The organism is Pseudomonas sp. S35, assembly GCF_009866765.1.
Taxonomy (GTDB): domain Bacteria; phylum Pseudomonadota; class Gammaproteobacteria; order Pseudomonadales; family Pseudomonadaceae; genus Aquipseudomonas.
Genome location: NZ_CP019431.1, coordinates 5,641,058 through 5,658,397 on the forward strand (window position 1 = coordinate 5,641,058; position 17,340 = coordinate 5,658,397).

The following is a 17,340-nucleotide window of genomic DNA, read 5'->3' on the forward strand; positions in this document are numbered from 1 at the left end:
GAGGCAATCCTTTTTTCAGGAAACCACCCAAAGGGTAGTTTCAACAGGCCAGGGACAAATCCCTGTATCTAAAAATGAGTGTTGACCGTGCCTGTTAACAGCCACACTCGTCCGGTCATTCTGACCGAATCAGTCGACGCGGCGCGATGCGCCCGTCTTCGCTCACTTCACCGATACCGATAAAGCGACCGTTGTGATCTTGTACCCGCACCATGCCAAACTTCGGGGCATCCGGTGCGCGTACCGGCTGGCCGTTAAGCCAGTAAAACGCGCTGTGCTCCGAGAAGTGCAGCAAGGGCCAATCCAGCAGACCGCTGTCCGATGGCATCAAGAAGCGATCAACTGCTTCGTTGCCACCTTCGGCGTGTACCGCTTCCAGCTCTTCCAACGTGACCGTCTGGGCCAGGGTGAAAGGGCCAGCTTGTGTGCGCCGCAGTTCGGCAACGTATGCGCCGCAGCCCAGTTGTTCACCAATATCTTCCACCAGGGTACGGATATAGGTGCCTTTGCTGCAGTCCACTGCCAATCGGGCAGTGTCGCCCTCACAGGCGAGCAATTCCAGCCGGGCAATAGTAACAGAACGCGGTTCACGCTCCACCACTTCGCCCGCACGTGCCAGCTTGTAAAGGGGTTGCCCATCACGCTTGAGAGCCGAGTACATCGGCGGTATCTGACTGATTTGCCCACGAAAAGCGGGTAAGGCAGCTTCGATATCTGCACGACCAACGGTCACGTCGCGAACCTGCAGAACATCACCTTCGGCGTCGGCCGTGGTGGTGGTCTTGCCCAGTTGCATCAGGGTTTCGTAACCCTTGTCGGAATCGAGCAGGTATTGCGAGAACTTGGTTGCCTCGCCAAAACACAGCGGCAACACGCCGGTAGCCAGGGGGTCGAGGCTGCCGGTGTGCCCGGCCTTCTCGGCATTGAGCAGCCAGCGGACCTTCTGCAACGCGGCATTGGAGGTAAAGCCAATGGGCTTGTCGAGCAGAATGATGCCGCTGACGTTGCGACGGATACGTTTGACCTGAGCCACCACTTACTCCTTGGCGTCTTCAGGTGCGGACGGGTGTTGGCTGTCTTCAGCCACCGCGCGCTCGATCAGTGCCGACAGGTGCGCACCACGCACGACACTTTCGTCGTAGTGGAAGTGCAACTGTGGAACGCTGCGCAGCTTCATTTCACGGGCCAACTGCATACGCAGGAAACCTGCGGCCGAGTTGAGCACCTTGATGCTTTGTGCGATTTCTTCACTGTTGTCCTGGCCCATCACGGTGATGAAGATCTTGGCGTGACCCACGTCACGGCTCACTTCAACGGCGGTGATGGTGACCAGGCCAACGCGTGGGTCTTTGACTTCGCGACGGATCAGTTGGGCCAGCTCTCGCTGCATCTGATCGCCGATACGTTGGGTACGGCTGTATTCTTTTGCCATGTCTTGTTACCTGTTACTGCCACACGGTGAAACCCGTGGGGTCTGAAAGCGGCAAACGCCCGGCCTGACAAAAGCCAGACCGGGCGTTGCGTTTAGAGTCCGTACGCTGCGCGGGGCATCTGCATGCCCACACACTGCGTGGCTCCTGAAGTGCGCGAGTTAGAGGCTGCGAGCAACCTGGACCTTCTCGTAGACTTCGATCTTGTCGCCAGCCTTGACGTCGTTGTAGCTCTTGACGCCGATACCGCATTCCATGCCGGCACGTACTTCGGAAGCGTCATCCTTGAAGCGGCGCAGGGATTCCAGCTCGCCTTCGAAGATAACGATGTCTTCACGCAGTACACGGATTGGACGGTTACGGTACACGGTACCTTCGATAACCATGCAACCGGCGATCGCGCCGAATTTCGGCGAGCGGAACACGTCACGCACCTCGGCCACACCCAGGATGTTCTCCCGGACGTCGCTGCCAAGCATGCCGGTGAGGGCCTTCTTGACGTCTTCGATGATGTCGTAGATGACGTTGTAGTAACGCATGTCCAGGCCTTCCTGCTCGACGATCTTGCGAGCGCCAGCATCGGCACGCACGTTGAAGCCAAACAGTACAGCGTTGGAAGCCAGTGCCAGGTTGGCGTCGGACTCGGTGATACCACCGACACCGCCACCGACAACGCGCACTTGCACTTCGTCGTTACCCAGGCCGTTCAAGGCGCCGTTCAACGCTTCAAGGGAACCACGAACGTCAGATTTGAGGACGATGTTAAGCGTCTTCTTCTCTGCCTGGCCCATGTTCTCGAAGATGTTTTCCAGCTTGCCGGCGTGAGCGCGAGCCAGTTTGACTTCGCGGAACTTGCCTTGACGGAACAGAGCCACTTCACGGGCTTTCTTCTCGTCCGACAGTACGCTCATCTCGTCGCCAGCGTCCGGGGTACCGTCCAGGCCGAGGATTTCGACAGGGATGGAAGGACCGGCTTCCTTGATTGGCTTGCCGTTCTCGTCGAGCATGGCACGTACACGGCCGTAGTTCGAACCGACCAGTACCATGTCGCCTTGGCGCAGGGTACCGTCTTGAACCAGAACGGTTGCAACCGGGCCACGACCTTTGTCGAGACGCGATTCAACCACAACACCGCGGCCTGGGGCCGATGGGGTTGCTTTCAGTTCGAGTACTTCAGCTTGCAGCAGGACTGCTTCGAGCAGTTCGTCAACGCCAGTACCGACTTTCGCCGAAACCGAAACGAACGGCGTATCACCGCCCCACTCTTCAGACGTCACGCCGTGAACCGACAGTTCGCTACGGATGCGATCGAGATCGGCGCCCGGCTTGTCGATTTTGTTCACTGCAACAACCAGTGGAACACCAGCGGCCTTGGCGTGCTGGACAGCTTCAATGGTCTGCGGCATCACGCCGTCGTCCGCTGCAACTACCAGGATCACGATGTCAGTCGCCTTGGCACCACGGGCACGCATTGCGGTAAACGCAGCGTGACCCGGGGTGTCGAGGAAGGTGACCATGCCGCGCTCGGTTTCAACGTGGTACGCACCGATGTGCTGCGTGATACCGCCGGCTTCGCCAGCAGCTACCTTGGCACGACGGATGTAGTCGAGCAGCGACGTCTTACCATGGTCAACGTGGCCCATTACGGTCACAACTGGCGCACGGGAGAACGTCTCACCTTCAAACTTCAGGGACTCTGCCAGGGAATCTTCCAGGGCGGTGTCGCTGACCAGGGTCACTTTGTGGCCCAACTCTTCAGCCACAAGCTGAGCAGTTTCCTGATCAAGCACCTGGTTGATGGTCGCTGGAGTACCCAGTTTGAACATGAACTTGATGATTTCAGCAGCCTTGACCGACATCTGATTGGCGAGATCGCCAACAGTGATGGTCTCACCGATCTGCACGTCACGCACGACAGGGCCGGTTGGGCTCTGGAAACCGTGGGCGTTGCGCTTCTTCAGCTTGGCCTTGCCGCGACCACCACGACGGAAGCCATCGCTTTCTTCGTCGGTAGTACGTGGGGCAACGCGTGGAGCAGGCGCTTTCTCTTTGACCGAAGCACGATGCGGAGCGTTTTTACGCTCGCCATCGCCACCACCGCCGCGACGATTGTTATCGTCGGCACGTGGTTTGTCCGGACGACGAGGTTCTTCACGCTTACGGGCATCGGCAGCAGGTGCTGGTGCAGCGGCAACCGGAGCGGCCTCACGCACAGCTTCTGCAGGAGCGCCAGGCGTGGCAACCGCGTCAGTCGAAGCAGTTTGCGCAGCAGCAGGCTGGCGACGCGCTTCTTCTTCGGCGCGACGCTTGGACTCTTCTTCAGCCTTCTGACGAGCAGCATTTTCTACTGCGCGACGTTCATCCAGCTCGCGTTTACGCTCGGCTTCGATTTCTTCCGGGCTGCGCTGTACGAAGACTTTCTTCTTGCGTACTTCAACGCTGATGCTCTTGCTACCAGCAACACGCAGGGTGCTGGTGGTTTTGCGCTGCAATGTAATCTTGCGCGGTTCTTCCACTTTCGCCTTGTGGCTGCTCTTCAAGTGAGTCAGCAAAGACTGCTTCTCACTATCGCTCACACCTTCATCGGCGGCGGTGTGCGGCAGACCTGCCTCACGCATCTGCTGCAACAGGCGCTCTACCGGTGTTTTGACCTCATCGGCCAGTTGTTTCACCGTGACTTGCGTCATGCACTTCTCTCCTCAGGCCGCGCCTAATTACTCGAACCAATGGGCTCGGGCGGCCATGATCAACTTGCCGGCACGATCATCGTCAATGCCGTCGATGTCGAGCAGGTCGTCAATAGACTGCTCGGCCAGGTCTTCGCGGGTAATTACGCCGCGCACCGCCAGTTCCATCGCCAAATCCTTGTCCATACCCTCAAGCGAGAGCAGGTCTTCGGCCGGATGGGCGTCTGCCAGCTTTTCCTCAGTAGCGATGGCTTTAGTCAACAAACGATCCTTGGCCCGAGCGCGAAGCTCGTTGACGGTGTCTTCGTCAAAGCCGTCGATGTTGAGCATTTCTTCCAACGGTACGTAGGCAATCTCTTCCAGGCTGGTAAAGCCTTCATCTACCAGCACCTGCGCCAGGTCTTCGTCGACTTCCAGCTCGTCGATGAAGTTGCGCAGGATGTCGCCGGTTTCAGCTTGCTGCTTAGCCTGGATGTCCGATTCGGTCATCACGTTCAGGGTCCAGCCGGTCAGTTGGCTGGCCAGACGCACGTTCTGACCACCACGACCAATGGCCTGAGCCAGATTGTCTGCGCCAACGGCGATGTCCATTGCATGGGCATCTTCGTCAACGATAATTGCCGCCACTTCAGCCGGCGACATGGCGTTGATCACGAACTGCGCCGGGTTATCGTCCCACAGGACGATGTCCACACGCTCGCCGCCCAATTCGCCCGACACTGCCTGGACGCGCGAACCGCGCATACCAATGCAAGCGCCTTGCGGGTCGATGCGTTTGTCTTTGGAACGGACCGCGATCTTGGCGCGCGAACCCGGGTCGCGGGACGCAGCCATGACTTCGATCAGGCCTTCGGCGATTTCCGGCACTTCGATACGGAACAGCTCGATCAGCATTTCCGGCGCGGTACGCGACAGGATCAACTGAGGGCCGCGGTTCTCGGTGCGGATTTCCTTGAGCAGCGCACGCAGGCGCACGCCGACACGGAAGGTTTCGCGAGAGATGATGTCTTCACGGGCCAGCAACGCTTCTGCGTTGTTACCCAGGTCGACGATCACGTTGTCGCGAGTCACTTTTTTCACGGTACCGGAGATGATTTCACCCAGGCGCTCGCGATAGGCGTCAACGACTTGGGCGCGTTCGGCTTCGCGAACCTTCTGCACGATGACCTGTTTGGCGGTCTGTGCAGCAATACGGCCGAACTCGATCGACTCGATCTTTTCTTCGACGACATCACCGACCTGGGCGCCTGGGTGCGTTTCAGCAACCTTGCTCGGCCAGGTTTCGATGGCCGGATCATCAAGATCGGCTTCTTCGACGACCGTCCAGCGACGGAAAGTCTCATAGGCACCGGTGTGGCGGTTGATTTCCACACGCAGATCAACTTCGTCTTCAAAACGCTTTTTGGTAGCAGTGGCCAGGGCCAGCTCCAGCGCTTCAAAAATCACGTTTGCCGGTACGCCCTTTTCATTGGATACCGACTCAACAACCAGCAGTACTTCTTTGCTCATCGTACGCCTCGCCTTTCGCAAGCCATTGGATCCGCGGGATCCGCGTCTCAGTCAAAACTGGGAATAATGTTGGCCTTGTCGATCATATCGATCGGCAACAGGAACTCATGGTCTTCTACCTGCACCACGACATCCTGTTCTTCTACGCCGCGCAGAAGGCCCTGAAAGTTGCGTCGCCCTTCAAAGGGAGATCGCAGCTTGATCTTCACTTGTTCACCGGCAAATTTTGCAAACTGCTCAATAGTGAACAGTGGGCGTTCCATGCCTGGCGAGGAAACTTCGAGGGTGTATTCAACGGAAATCGGATCTTCAACATCCAGGACACCGCTGATCTGACGGCTGACAATGGCGCAATCGTCCACCAGCACACCGCCCTCTTTATCGATATAAACGCGCAACATTGAGTGGCGACCTTGAGCCGAAAACTCAATACCCCAGCATTCATAGCCTAGGGCCACGACCACCGGGGCCAGCAAGGCCTGCAACTCTTCTAGCTTGCTCGACACCTGAACCCCCTCGTGCATGTATGTGCATGCTGTGCAAAATAAAAAAATGGGCGAAACGCCCATCCTTGAAACGCCGTCGAACAGCGGCGTTGAAAGTGTCCAGCTAACAAAAAGCCCCTTAAAAGGGGCTCCGCTAAAACTGGTTGCGGGGGCCGGATTTGAACCGACGACCTTCGGGTTATGAGCCCGACGAGCTACCAGACTGCTCCACCCCGCGACAAAGCTGGGGCGGAAGTATACGACCGATCCCTTGCAGGGTCAATGTAACCTTCCACCTACAAGAAAGCCCGCAACAGCGGGCTCTCCTGATAATTGGTACCGAGAAGGGGACTCGAACCCCTACACCCTATGGGCACAACCACCTCAAGGTTGCGTGTCTACCAATTCCACCACCTCGGCAATACAGCGTTTACAACCCTTCTTACTTTTGCTCTTGAGCTGGAGGCACGTCAGTCGCTGGAGTAGCCGACTTTTGCTCTTGAAGCACCGGGACATCATCAGAAGCCGGTTTTGCTTTTGGTACTTCCAACACTGCTGGGTTTGGCAAACCTACCTGAGTCAGCACATGAGCTTTCTCTTTAGCAAAGTAACCTAACCCTAAGCTGGTTATGAAGAAACCTGCGGCAAGTATAGCAGTAAACTTACTAAGAAAGGTAGAGGAACCTTGGCTTCCGAACACAGTATTTGAAGCACCTGCACCGAAAGACGCACCAGCATCCGCACCTTTACCCTGTTGCAACAAAACCAGGGCAACTACGCCCAGGGCAGCCAACAGATGAAAAACGACTACGACTGTTTCCAGCATTTTTTCAGTTTCCCGCGGCGCGACAGATCGCACCGAACTCATCTGCATTCAGGGAAGCTCCACCAATGAGCCCCCCATCGATATCCGGCATGCCGAACAGTTCGACCGCATTGGCCGCCTTCACGCTGCCGCCGTATAGAAGCCGCACACCTTGTGCGATTTCAGAATTCTCTGCCGCCAACTGCGCGCGAATGGCTGCGTGCACATCCTGCGCCTGTTGCGGTGTAGCAGTCAGCCCGGTACCAATGGCCCAGACCGGCTCGTAAGCAATTACCGCCTTTGCAAACGCACCAACACCCAGCTCCTCGATGATGCTGCCCAGCTGACGCGAGACAACCTCTAGAGTCTTGCCCGACTCGCGCTGCTCAAGGGTCTCCCCTATGCACAACACTGGAGTCAAGCCACAAGCCTGTGCCGCTGCGAACTTGCGATTGAGTGTCCCATCACGCTCGCCCATCATCTGACGACGCTCGGAGTGCCCAACAAGCACATAGGAACAACCCGCATCGACCAACTGGCTTGGAGCAACCTCCCCAGTCAAAGCACCTTGCATGGCTTCCACCGCAGAGTTCTGCGCGCCGACCTGAATCGACTTACCCTTCAAGCCATCAACCACTTGGGTGATATGCAAGCAAGGCGGGAAAACCGCGATATCAACACCGCTAGGCAAGGCCAAGTGACGAAGGCCGTTGATCAGCTCAGCGACACTGGCGCGGGTACCGTGCATCTTCCAGTTACCAGCTACCATCGTGCGACGCATGCTGCACCCCGTCGGTCAAAGTGGGCGCAGATGTTACCCAACCACACCATCACTGGCAAGCCGAATTCAGGCGCAAACTTCAGTTACTAGTTTTGCCAGGTCTTCGGCGTGGCCGCGAACCTGTATTTCGTCGTCGCCTTCGACCATAACGCGCACCAGAGGCTCTGTGCCGGACTTGCGCAGCAATACCCGCCCACGCCCCGCCATTGCCAGGGTCACACGCTCACAAGCCTCTTTGACAGTTGGGTGTTCGATCGGGTTTTCACCGCCGGCGAAACGCACGTTGAGCAAGACTTGCGGGCATTTGCGCAACGCCTGGCGAGCCTGAGCCAGGCTCTCTTCGCGACGACGCAGGGACAGCAGCACTTGCAGCGCAGCAATAATCGCGTCACCCGTAGTAGTGTGCTGGAAGCAGACGACATGCCCGGAGTTCTCGCCACCCACCTGCCAATTACGTTCCAGCAATTCAGCGATCACATAGCGGTCACCGACATTGGCGCGGACAAAAGGAATTCCCAGGTCCGCAAGGGCCAGTTCAAGCCCCAAATTACTCATCAACGTGCCGACAACGCCGCCTTGCAGCTTGTTACGCTCATGCAGATCGCGGGCAATGATAAACAACAGGTCGTCACCATCTACCACCGCACCCGTGTGATCCACCATCAGCACACGATCACCGTCACCGTCGAAGGCAATCCCCAGATCGGCATGCTCGGCCAATACAGCAGCCTGCAGCTGCTCCATATGGGTGGAGCCGCAGTTTTCGTTGATGTTCAGTCCGTTTGGCTGGGCCGACAGGACCGTCACATCCGCCCCCAACTCCTTGAATACGCTTGGCGCTACCTTGTAGGTCGCACCATGGGCGCAATCGATAACAATCTTCAGGCCAGCAAAGTTCGTGCTGGTTGGCACGCTGCTTTTGCAGAACTCAATATAACGACCTGACGCGTCGTTTATACGCGAGACCTTACCCAACTTACTGGACTCAACCACCGTCATCGGCGCGTCCAGCAGCTCTTCGATCATCAACTCGATCTCGTCCGGCAGCTTGGTGCCCTGGCCCGAGAAAAACTTGATGCCGTTGTCGTCATGCGGGTTGTGAGAGGCACTGATCACAATACCGGCTTCAGCGTGAAAGGTACGCGTCAGGTAAGCGATCGCCGGCGTCGGCATTGGGCCCAGCAACATTACATCAGCACCTGCGGCGGACAAGCCGGCCTCCAGGGCAGACTCAAACATGTACCCCGAAATACGCGTGTCCTTGCCCACCAGAATGCGGCACGCGCCCATGCTACGGAACGCCATGCCTGCCGCCCAACCCAGCTTGAGCATGAAATCAGGAGTAATCGGAAACTCGCCGACCCGGCCACGAATACCATCGGTGCCAAAATATTTTTTTGTCATAAGTGCTCCTTCATTCTTATTCGGCTGATTCTACAGCGGCAATCATGCGCACTACATCCACGGTCTCGGCGACATCATGAACACGCAAGATACGCGCCCCCTTGGCCACCGCAAGCGCTGCCAGTGCAAGACCACCGTACAACCGCTCACCCACCGGACGATTCAACGCCAGCCCTATCATGCTCTTGCGCGAGACACCGACCAAAAGAGGCCGACCAAGCGCGTGCAGGGACTCCATGTGCTTGAACAGGCTTAAATTGTGCTGAAGGGTCTTGGCGAAGCCAAATCCCGGATCAAGGATGATTTTTTCCGCAGCAATGCCGGCAGCGGCGCACCGCGCAACCCGGTCAGCGAGAAAACCGCTCACTTCGCCAACAAGGTCATCGTAGTGCGGACTGTCCTGCATATTGCCGGGCTCACCCAGCATGTGCATCAGACACACCGGCAAACCAGTAGCTGCGGCAGCATCCAGGGCACCGTCACGCTGAAGGGAACGCACATCATTGATCAGCCCCGCTCCCAGACGCGCAGTCTCGCGCATCACGGCAGGCGTGGACGTATCAACCGAGATGATCACATCCAGCTCACGAGCAATGCGCTCGACGACAGGCGCTACCCGCTCCAACTCTTCCAAAGGAGAAACGACGCGAGCACCTGGCCGGGTCGATTCCCCCCCCACATCAATCAACGTTGCACCCGCCGAGACCATTGCCTCGGCATGACGCAACGCCGCATCAAGCTGGCTAAAACGGCCACCATCGGAAAAGGAGTCGGGAGTTACGTTGAGGATACCCATGACATGCGTATGGGATAAATCAAGAACCCGGTTGCCGCAAGGCAACCGGGTGAAGGACGAAGCAAAAGTCATTTCAAACCTTAATGGTCAGCTGCCGGGCCACCGATCGGGGTTTCAGGGCGCTCGTTCTGAACAACTGGCGGAGTGCCAGAAGTGCCCGAACCACCTTCCCAATCGCGAGGCTCACGCGGTGCGCGACCGGCCATGATGTCGTCGATTTGGTCAGCATCAATGGTCTCGTACTTCATCAGTGCATCGGCCATTGCGTCCAGCTTGTCGCGGTTATCCGTGAGGATCTGCTTAGCGGTGCCGTAGCACTGATCAATGATGCTACGCACCTCGGAGTCGATCAGCTTGGCTGTCTCACCAGAGAAGCTCGCGCTTTGACCACCGCCACCGCGCCCCAGGAATACTTCACCTTCTTCCTCGGCATACATCAAAGGACCCAGCTTTTCCGACAGACCCCACTTGGTCACCATGTTCCGTGCGATCTGACTGGCACGCATGATGTCGTTAGAGGCGCCGGTAGTGACACCATCGAAGCCCAGGGTCATCTCTTCAGCAATACGGCCGCCGTACAGCGAGCAGATCTGGCTGATCAGTGCACGCTTGGACAGGCTGTAGCGATCCTCTTCAGGCAGGAACATAGTGACGCCCAGCGCCCGACCACGAGGAATGATCGACACTTTGTAGACCGGGTCGTGCTCAGGCACAACGCGCCCCACAATGGCGTGGCCAGCTTCGTGGTAAGCCGTGTTCTGCTTCTCTTTTTCGGACATGACCATGGATTTGCGCTCTGCACCCATCATGATCTTGTCTTTTGCCAGTTCGAACTCTTTCATTTCAACGATGCGCTTGCCAGTACGGGCAGCGAACAGCGACGCCTCGTTCACCAGGTTGGCCAAGTCCGCACCCGAGAAGCCCGGGGTACCACGAGCGATCACCGCCGGAGCAACATCGTCACCCATTGGCACTTTACGCATATGCACCTTGAGGATCTGCTCGCGCCCACGAATGTCCGGCAGCCCTACTACAACCTGACGGTCGAAACGCCCCGGACGCAACAGCGCTGGGTCCAACACATCCGGCCGGTTGGTGGCCGCGATGACAATGATGCCGTCATTCATTTCAAAGCCATCCATCTCAACCAGCAACTGGTTGAGGGTCTGCTCACGCTCATCATGACCACCACCCATGCCTGCACCACGATGGCGACCAACGGCATCGATTTCATCGATAAAGATGATGCATGGCGCATGTTTCTTGGCCTGTTCAAACATATCGCGAACACGGCTGGCGCCGACGCCGACGAACATTTCAACGAAGTCGGAACCCGAAATGGTGAAGAAGGGCACTTTGGCTTCACCGGCGATAGCCTTGGCCAGCAAGGTCTTACCGGTACCCGGAGGGCCTACCATCAGCACGCCGCGAGGAATGCGGCCGCCCAAACGCTGAAACTTGCCTGGATCGCGCAGGAACTCGACCAGTTCGCCGACTTCTTCCTTGGCCTCGTCACAACCAGCAACGTCAGCCAGCGTGGTCTTTACCTGATCTTCGGACAGCAGGCGCGCCTTGCTCTTGCCAAAGCTCATAGGCCCGCCCTTGCCCCCCGCGCCACCTTGCATCTGGCGCATGAAGAACATGAACACGGCGATAATCACCAGGATCGGGAAGCTCGCGACCAGCAACTGAGTCCAGATGCTCTGTTGCTCAGGCTGCTTGCCCTCGACAACCACATGGTTATCCACCAGGTCGCCGATCAGGCCATTGTCCGGGATGTTCGGGCGAATGGTCTTGAAGCCATCGCCATCATTGCGTTTGCCGGTGATCACAGCGCCATCAACCGTCACGCGCTCGACCTTGCCATCCTTAACTTGCTGGATGAAGTCGGAATAGTTGAGGGTCTGCGGCTCGTTAGGGCTGGAGAAGTTGTTCATCACCGTCACCAGGACAGCCGCGATGATCAACCACAGGATCAGATTCTTTGCCATATCGTTCAATTAACTACCCTCTGAAGCAAGCTCCGCTACTGGCGCGCGCTTCGCATGATATTCACCGGCCTAACTTACTACATTACCTACAACTCTGGCAGGCGCCGTCTGTAACCCTTTGTGAAACTTTGACTACACAATATTCGTAAAGCTTCGTGACGAAAGCGATATAAAAAAACCTATCGCCCTCCTCGAAAAAATCAAAAACGCTCTTCGCTCGCCGCACCTTCAACCCCGCGGAACCCGCGGCACAACAGGTATTGCTCGCGAGACCGGTCCCGGGATGAGTCGGGTTTGCGCGTCTGCACCTTGTCGAACAGCTTGCGAATGTTCTTGTGGTACTCGTCAAAACCTTCGCCCTGGAAGACTTTCACCAGAAAATCACCACCCGGACGCAACACCCGACCCGCCAAATCCAGCGCCAATTCACAGAGGAACATGGCCCGTGGCATATCAACGGCCGGTAATCCACTCATATTGGGGGCCATGTCGGAAATCACAAGGTCTACCTGCGAATTTCCCACAGCCTCCAGGATCTCGGCCAATACCGAGTCCTGGGTGAAGTCGCCGTGCACAAAGGTCACATCCGGGATGCTGTCCATCTCAAGGATATCGGACGCGATCAATCGGCCCTGGCCACCAATCAGACGACTGGTCACTTGAGACCAACCACCCGGGGCCGCGCCAAGATCAATAACGCTCATGCCTGGACGAATCAATTTGTCCTTGTCCTGGATCTCCAGGAGCTTGTAACTGGCCCGCGAACGGTACCCGTCCTTCTGCGCCTTTTTGACGTAAGGATCGTTGAAATGCTCTTGCAGCCACTTAAGGCTAGTTTTGGAACGGGCCACGGGCCACCTCGAAAATAAAACGGGTCGTGATTAACTGGGCGGTCCCGGACTCGCTCGGGTAAACTGGCCGCCGCTTTTTACAAGATCAGACGCAGGGGTCAGATTATGCCGCTCACTCAAGAGCAGAAGAAACAGTACAAATCCATTGGCCACCATCTGAAACCAGTTCTGATTGTGGCAGACAACGGTCTGACTGAGGGTGTGTTAGCCGAACTTGAACGCGCATTGGGCGATCACGAACTGATCAAGATCAAGGTCAACATCCTTGACCGCGAAGCGCGCCTGGCTGCCATTGCAGAACTGTGCAAGGTAGGCAAAGCGGACCTGGTCCAGGTCATCGGCAAGATGGCGCTGCTGTATCGCAAGAACTTCAGTGCCAACAAGCAACTGTCGAACGTTCATCGCTTCAAATGACACAAGGGTCACGGGCGTGCTTCGCGCGCCCCGCCACTCCATCCTGGCGCAGGCTGTATAACCAGCACCAGGCCGGAGAACCCTAGCACAAGATAGCTGAACAACTGCCAGCGCAACGCTTGCGGCAGCCAAACATGCACAATGCCGTACATTGCACACGCATACAGCGCCATCAACAGCAGTTGGCCGCGAATATCCCGCCACAAACTCCCCAAGCCTTCAGCCTTGACCAGCACCAATGCCTGGATCGTCACGCACGCCGCCGCAAAACCCACCAGCAGCGCACTCAGTAATCCATCGATCTCATCGATCAACAACGGGGCCAGGCCAATCAGGCCCAGCGCCGGCAATACACCAATGTGCAGCAGCCACAGGCCGCCCACCCACAACATCTGGGCAAGCTGCCACAGCATGGCGCCCGCACGAAGCGGGCGCCGCCTTTCAGACGTGACGAACTTCAACAATCTCGTACTCGATCACGCCACCAGGTGTTTTTACCGCCACCACGTCACCCTCTTCCTTGGCAATCAAGGCGCGAGCCAGCGGTGAACCGACGGAGATCTTACCGAGCTTGAAGTCCGCTTCGTCTTCGCCAACGATGTGGTAGACAACGCTTTCGTCAGTCTCGACGTTGGCGATTTCCACTGTCGTGCCGAAAATCACCTTGCCGGTTTTCGGAATGCTCGTGACGTCGATGACCACCTGATTCTGAATCCGGCCTTCAATGTCACGAATTCGCGCTTCCACCATGCCTTGCTGCTCGCGGGCAGCATGGTATTCAGCGTTTTCCTTCAAATCACCCAGTTCCCGCGCCGTACCGATGTCCTGGCTCAGCTTGGGACGTACGACCTTGGTCAGATGGGCGTGCTCCTCTTCCAGGGCCTTGGCGCCCTGGACGGTCATTGGGTATTTGATCATGCCTTCAATCCTGCGTGTAGATCCTGCAAGCGACGCACGGTCTTTTCCGGACCGAACTTGAGCGCTTCACAGATAGCTTCGCCAGCAGCAATGGTGGTGGTGCAGTAGATCTTGTGCTGCAGGGCATTACGACGGATGGAGTAAGAGTCCGCGATCGACTGGCGACCTTCGGTGGTGTTGATGATCAGGGTGACTTCGTCATTCTTGATCATGTCGACCACGTGCGGACGGCCTTCCGTCACCTTGTTCACGCGACGTACTTTCAGGCCGGCAGCCTCGATCAGCTTGGCGGTCCCGGCAGTGGCCACGACTTCAAAGCCCAAGTTGATCAGATCACGGGCAACGCCTGCAACCAGTGGCTTGTCGTCATCACGCACGCTGATAAACGCGGTACCACCGGTAGGCAGCACTTCGCTCGCACCCATCTGGGCCTTGGCGAATGCCTCACCGAAGGTATCACCCACGCCCATCACTTCACCGGTGGACTTCATCTCTGGGCCCAGGATCGGGTCCACACCAGGGAATTTGGCGAATGGGAACACCGCCTCTTTCACGCTGTAGAAGTTCGGAATGATTTCCTTGGTGAAGCCGATTTCCTTCAGGGTCTTACCGGCCATCACGCGGGCAGCGATCATGGCCAGGGACACACCGATGCACTTGGACACAAATGGCACGGTACGCGAAGCACGTGGGTTCACTTCGATGACGTAGATATCTTCGCCTTGCAGCGCAAGCTGTACGTTCATCAGACCGACCACGCCCAACTCCAGGGCCATCTTCTTGACCTGCTCGCGCATCTCGTCCTGGATGTGCAGGGGCAACGAGTACGGCGGCAGCGAGCACGCGGAGTCACCGGAGTGAACGCCGGCCTGCTCGATGTGCTGCATGATCGCGCCGATCACCACGTCGGTACCGTCGCAAACAGCATCCACGTCCATCTCGATGGCGCAGTTGAGGAAGTGGTCCAGCAGCACAGGGCTGTCGTTGGACACTTTCACCGCGTCACGCAGGTAACGCTTAAGCTCTTCTTCCTCGTAGACGATTTCCATCGCACGACCGCCCAACACGTAGGACGGACGCACCACCAACGGGTAGCCAATCTTGGCCGCGGCGCGGATGGCCTCGTCTTCGCTGCGCACGGTGGCGTTTGGCGGCTGACGCAGGTTCAGACGCTCAACCATTTGCTGGAAGCGCTCACGGTCTTCAGCGCGGTCGATCGCATCCGGGCTGGTGCCGATGATCGGCACGCCGGCAGCTTCAAGGGCACGCGCCAATTTCAGCGGGGTTTGGCCGCCGTATTGGACGATGACACCTTTGGGCTTCTCGACGCGGCAGATTTCCAGTACGTCTTCCAGGGTTACCGGCTCGAAGTACAGGCGATCGGAAGTGTCGTAGTCAGTGGAAACAGTTTCCGGGTTGCAGTTGACCATGATGGTTTCGTACCCGTCTTCGCGCAGGGCGAGAGCGGCGTGTACGCAGCAGTAGTCAAACTCGATGCCCTGGCCGATGCGGTTTGGACCGCCGCCCAGGATGATGATCTTGTCGCGGCCCGATGGCGCGGCTTCGCACTCTTCCTCGTAAGTGGAGTACAGGTACGCGGTATCAGTGGCAAACTCTGCGGCGCATGTATCAACGCGCTTGTAGACCGGGAAGATATCCAGCTTGTGGCGATGCGTGCGCAGGTTCTTCTCGGTCACGCCCAGCAGCTTGGCCAGACGCTGGTCGGAGAAACCTTTGCGCTTGAGGCGGAACATCAGGTCGCGGTCGATAGAGGAAAGACCCAGGGTCTTGACCTTCTCTTCTTCTTTGATCAGATCTTCGATCTGCACCAGGAACCACGGATCGATCATGTTCATGCCGAAGATGTCTTCGACGGTCATGCCCGCGCGGAACGCATCAGCCACGTACCAGATACGCTCGGCGCCCGGCACGGTCAGCTCGCGCTTGAGCACGCTCATGCTTTCCGGATTGCTCAGGTCGAGCTTCTCGTCCAGGCCGCAAACGCCCACTTCCAGGCCACGCAGGGCTTTTTGCAGGGATTCCTGGAACGTCCGGCCGATGGCCATAACTTCACCGACCGACTTCATCTGAGTGGTCAGGCGGGCGTCGGCTTTCGGGAACTTCTCGAAGGCAAAGCGCGGCAGCTTGGTCACGACGTAGTCGATCGACGGCTCGAAGGACGCCGGCGTAGCACCGCCAGTGATTTCGTTTTGCAACTCATCCAAGGTGTAACCGATCGCCAGCTTGGCAGCGATGCGCGCAATCGGGAAGCCGGTAGCTTTTGATGCCAGCGCCGAAGAACGCGATACACGCGGGTTCATCTCGATCACGACCATGCGGCCTGTGTCCGGGCAAATACCGAACTGAACGTTGGAACCGCCGGTTTCAACGCCGATCTCACGCAGTACCGCCAATGAGGCGTTACGCATGATCTGGTATTCCTTGTCCGTCAGGGTCTGTGCCGGAGCAACGGTGATCGAGTCACCGGTGTGCACGCCCATCGGGTCGAAGTTTTCGATCGAGCAGACGATGATGCAGTTGTCCTTTTTGTCGCGGACAACTTCCATCTCGTACTCTTTCCAGCCGATCAGGGATTCGTCGATCAGCAGCTCTTTGGTCGGCGACAGGTCCAGGCCACGGGCGCAGATTTCTTCGAACTCTTCACGGTTGTAAGCGATACCGCCACCGGTGCCGCCCATGGTGAAGGACGGACGGATAATGCACGGGAAACCCAGCTTTTCGAGAACCGCGTTGGCCTCTTCCATGCTGTGGGCGATACCCGAGCGCGGGCAGTCAAGACCGATGGACTTCATGGCCTTGTCGAAACGCGAACGGTCTTCAGCCTTGTCGATGGTGTCGGCATTGGCGCCAATCATCTCTACGCCGAACTTTTCCAGGACGCCTTCGCGCTCCAGGTCCAGGGCGCAGTTCAGTGCAGTTTGGCCGCCCATGGTTGGCAACAGCGCGTCTGGACGCTCTTTCTCGATGATCTTGGCAACGGTCTGCCACTTGATCGGCTCGATGTAGGTGGCGTCGGCCATGTCCGGGTCGGTCATGATGGTGGCCGGGTTGGAGTTCACCAGGATGACGCGGTAGCCCTCTTCGCGCAGGGCTTTACAGGCCTGGGCGCCGGAGTAGTCGAATTCGCAGGCCTGGCCGATCACAATCGGGCCAGCGCCAAGAATCAGGATGCTTTTTATGTCTGTACGTTTTGGCATGGGTTTGTCACTCAAATCCGCAGGTCAGTCGGCAAGCCGTCTTGAACAATC

General features: G+C 57.6%; 15 protein-coding genes and 2 tRNA genes. 1 reads left to right on the forward strand and 16 read right to left on the reverse strand.

The window, feature by feature from the left end; genetic code table 11:
- Positions 1-115: 115 nt before the first annotated feature.
- The 13 genes from truB to rlmE all read right to left on the reverse strand — a co-directional run bounded on the left by truB (position 116) and on the right by rlmE (position 12,739).
- Entirely contained in the window at positions 116-1,033 is a 918-nt protein-coding gene (gene truB / locus PspS35_RS25405) for a tRNA pseudouridine(55) synthase TruB (RefSeq protein WP_003176136.1), read from the reverse strand.
- A 3-nt stretch (positions 1,034-1,036) separates the two neighbouring features.
- Complete coding sequence (rbfA, locus tag PspS35_RS25410) at positions 1,037-1,432, reverse strand: 30S ribosome-binding factor RbfA (protein WP_159937274.1); 396 nt, start codon at positions 1,430-1,432, stop codon at positions 1,037-1,039.
- Between the two features lie 159 nt (positions 1,433-1,591).
- Complete coding sequence (infB, locus tag PspS35_RS25415) at positions 1,592-4,117, reverse strand: translation initiation factor IF-2 (RefSeq protein WP_159937275.1); 2,526 nt, start codon at positions 4,115-4,117, stop codon at positions 1,592-1,594.
- A gap of 27 nt (positions 4,118-4,144) precedes the next feature.
- Entirely contained in the window at positions 4,145-5,626 is a 1,482-nt protein-coding gene (gene nusA, locus PspS35_RS25420; RefSeq protein WP_003212187.1) for a transcription termination factor NusA, read from the reverse strand.
- Between the two features lie 47 nt (positions 5,627-5,673).
- A complete protein-coding gene (gene rimP, locus PspS35_RS25425) occupies positions 5,674-6,132 on the reverse strand; it encodes a ribosome maturation factor RimP (RefSeq protein ID WP_038843818.1) in 459 nt (152 codons plus the stop codon).
- Positions 6,133-6,272: 140 nt separating this feature from the next.
- Positions 6,273-6,349 (reverse strand) — tRNA-Met (locus PspS35_RS25430).
- A 96-nt stretch (positions 6,350-6,445) separates the two neighbouring features.
- Positions 6,446-6,531, reverse strand: a tRNA-Leu gene (locus PspS35_RS25435).
- A gap of 22 nt (positions 6,532-6,553) precedes the next feature.
- Entirely contained in the window at positions 6,554-6,937 is a 384-nt protein-coding gene (gene secG / locus PspS35_RS25440) for a preprotein translocase subunit SecG (protein WP_010206600.1), read from the reverse strand.
- Positions 6,938-6,941: 4 nt separating this feature from the next.
- Positions 6,942-7,697 carry a triose-phosphate isomerase gene (gene tpiA, locus PspS35_RS25445; RefSeq protein WP_159937276.1) on the reverse strand — a complete coding sequence of 252 codons (756 nt, stop codon included), beginning with the start codon at positions 7,695-7,697 and terminating at the stop codon, positions 6,942-6,944.
- A gap of 66 nt (positions 7,698-7,763) precedes the next feature.
- Positions 7,764-9,101: a phosphoglucosamine mutase gene (glmM, locus tag PspS35_RS25450; RefSeq protein WP_159937277.1), complete on the reverse strand. Its 1,338-nt coding sequence runs from the start codon at positions 9,099-9,101 to the stop codon at positions 7,764-7,766.
- Between the two features lie 16 nt (positions 9,102-9,117).
- Complete coding sequence (gene folP / locus PspS35_RS25455; protein WP_159937278.1) at positions 9,118-9,969, reverse strand: dihydropteroate synthase; 852 nt, start codon at positions 9,967-9,969, stop codon at positions 9,118-9,120.
- A gap of 8 nt (positions 9,970-9,977) precedes the next feature.
- Positions 9,978-11,888 carry an ATP-dependent zinc metalloprotease FtsH gene (gene ftsH, locus PspS35_RS25460; RefSeq protein ID WP_159937279.1) on the reverse strand — a complete coding sequence of 637 codons (1,911 nt, stop codon included), beginning with the start codon at positions 11,886-11,888 and terminating at the stop codon, positions 9,978-9,980.
- Between the two features lie 200 nt (positions 11,889-12,088).
- Positions 12,089-12,739 (reverse strand): 23S rRNA (uridine(2552)-2'-O)-methyltransferase RlmE, encoded by a 651-nt coding sequence (gene rlmE / locus PspS35_RS25465; protein WP_003235041.1) that lies wholly within the window; start codon positions 12,737-12,739, stop codon positions 12,089-12,091.
- A gap of 105 nt (positions 12,740-12,844) precedes the next feature.
- Between rlmE and PspS35_RS25470 the strand changes: the two genes are divergently transcribed.
- The gene (locus tag PspS35_RS25470; RefSeq protein ID WP_029298992.1) at positions 12,845-13,153 is read left to right on the forward strand and encodes a YhbY family RNA-binding protein; all 309 of its coding nucleotides are present in this window, start codon (positions 12,845-12,847) and stop codon (positions 13,151-13,153) included.
- Between the two features lie 8 nt (positions 13,154-13,161).
- Here PspS35_RS25470 and PspS35_RS25475 read toward each other — a convergent pair whose 3' ends face one another.
- From PspS35_RS25475 to carB, 3 genes are read right to left on the reverse strand one after another with little or no spacing between them, the layout of a single operon-like run.
- The gene (locus tag PspS35_RS25475) at positions 13,162-13,566 is read right to left on the reverse strand and encodes an MFS transporter (protein WP_159937280.1); all 405 of its coding nucleotides are present in this window, start codon (positions 13,564-13,566) and stop codon (positions 13,162-13,164) included.
- A 28-nt stretch (positions 13,567-13,594) separates the two neighbouring features.
- Complete coding sequence (greA, locus tag PspS35_RS25480; RefSeq protein WP_159937281.1) at positions 13,595-14,071, reverse strand: transcription elongation factor GreA; 477 nt, start codon at positions 14,069-14,071, stop codon at positions 13,595-13,597.
- Positions 14,068-17,289 carry a carbamoyl-phosphate synthase large subunit gene (carB, locus tag PspS35_RS25485; protein ID WP_159937282.1) on the reverse strand — a complete coding sequence of 1,074 codons (3,222 nt, stop codon included), beginning with the start codon at positions 17,287-17,289 and terminating at the stop codon, positions 14,068-14,070. The genes greA and carB overlap by 4 nt, the downstream gene beginning before the upstream one ends.
- Between the last annotated feature and the right edge of the window lie 51 nt (positions 17,290-17,340).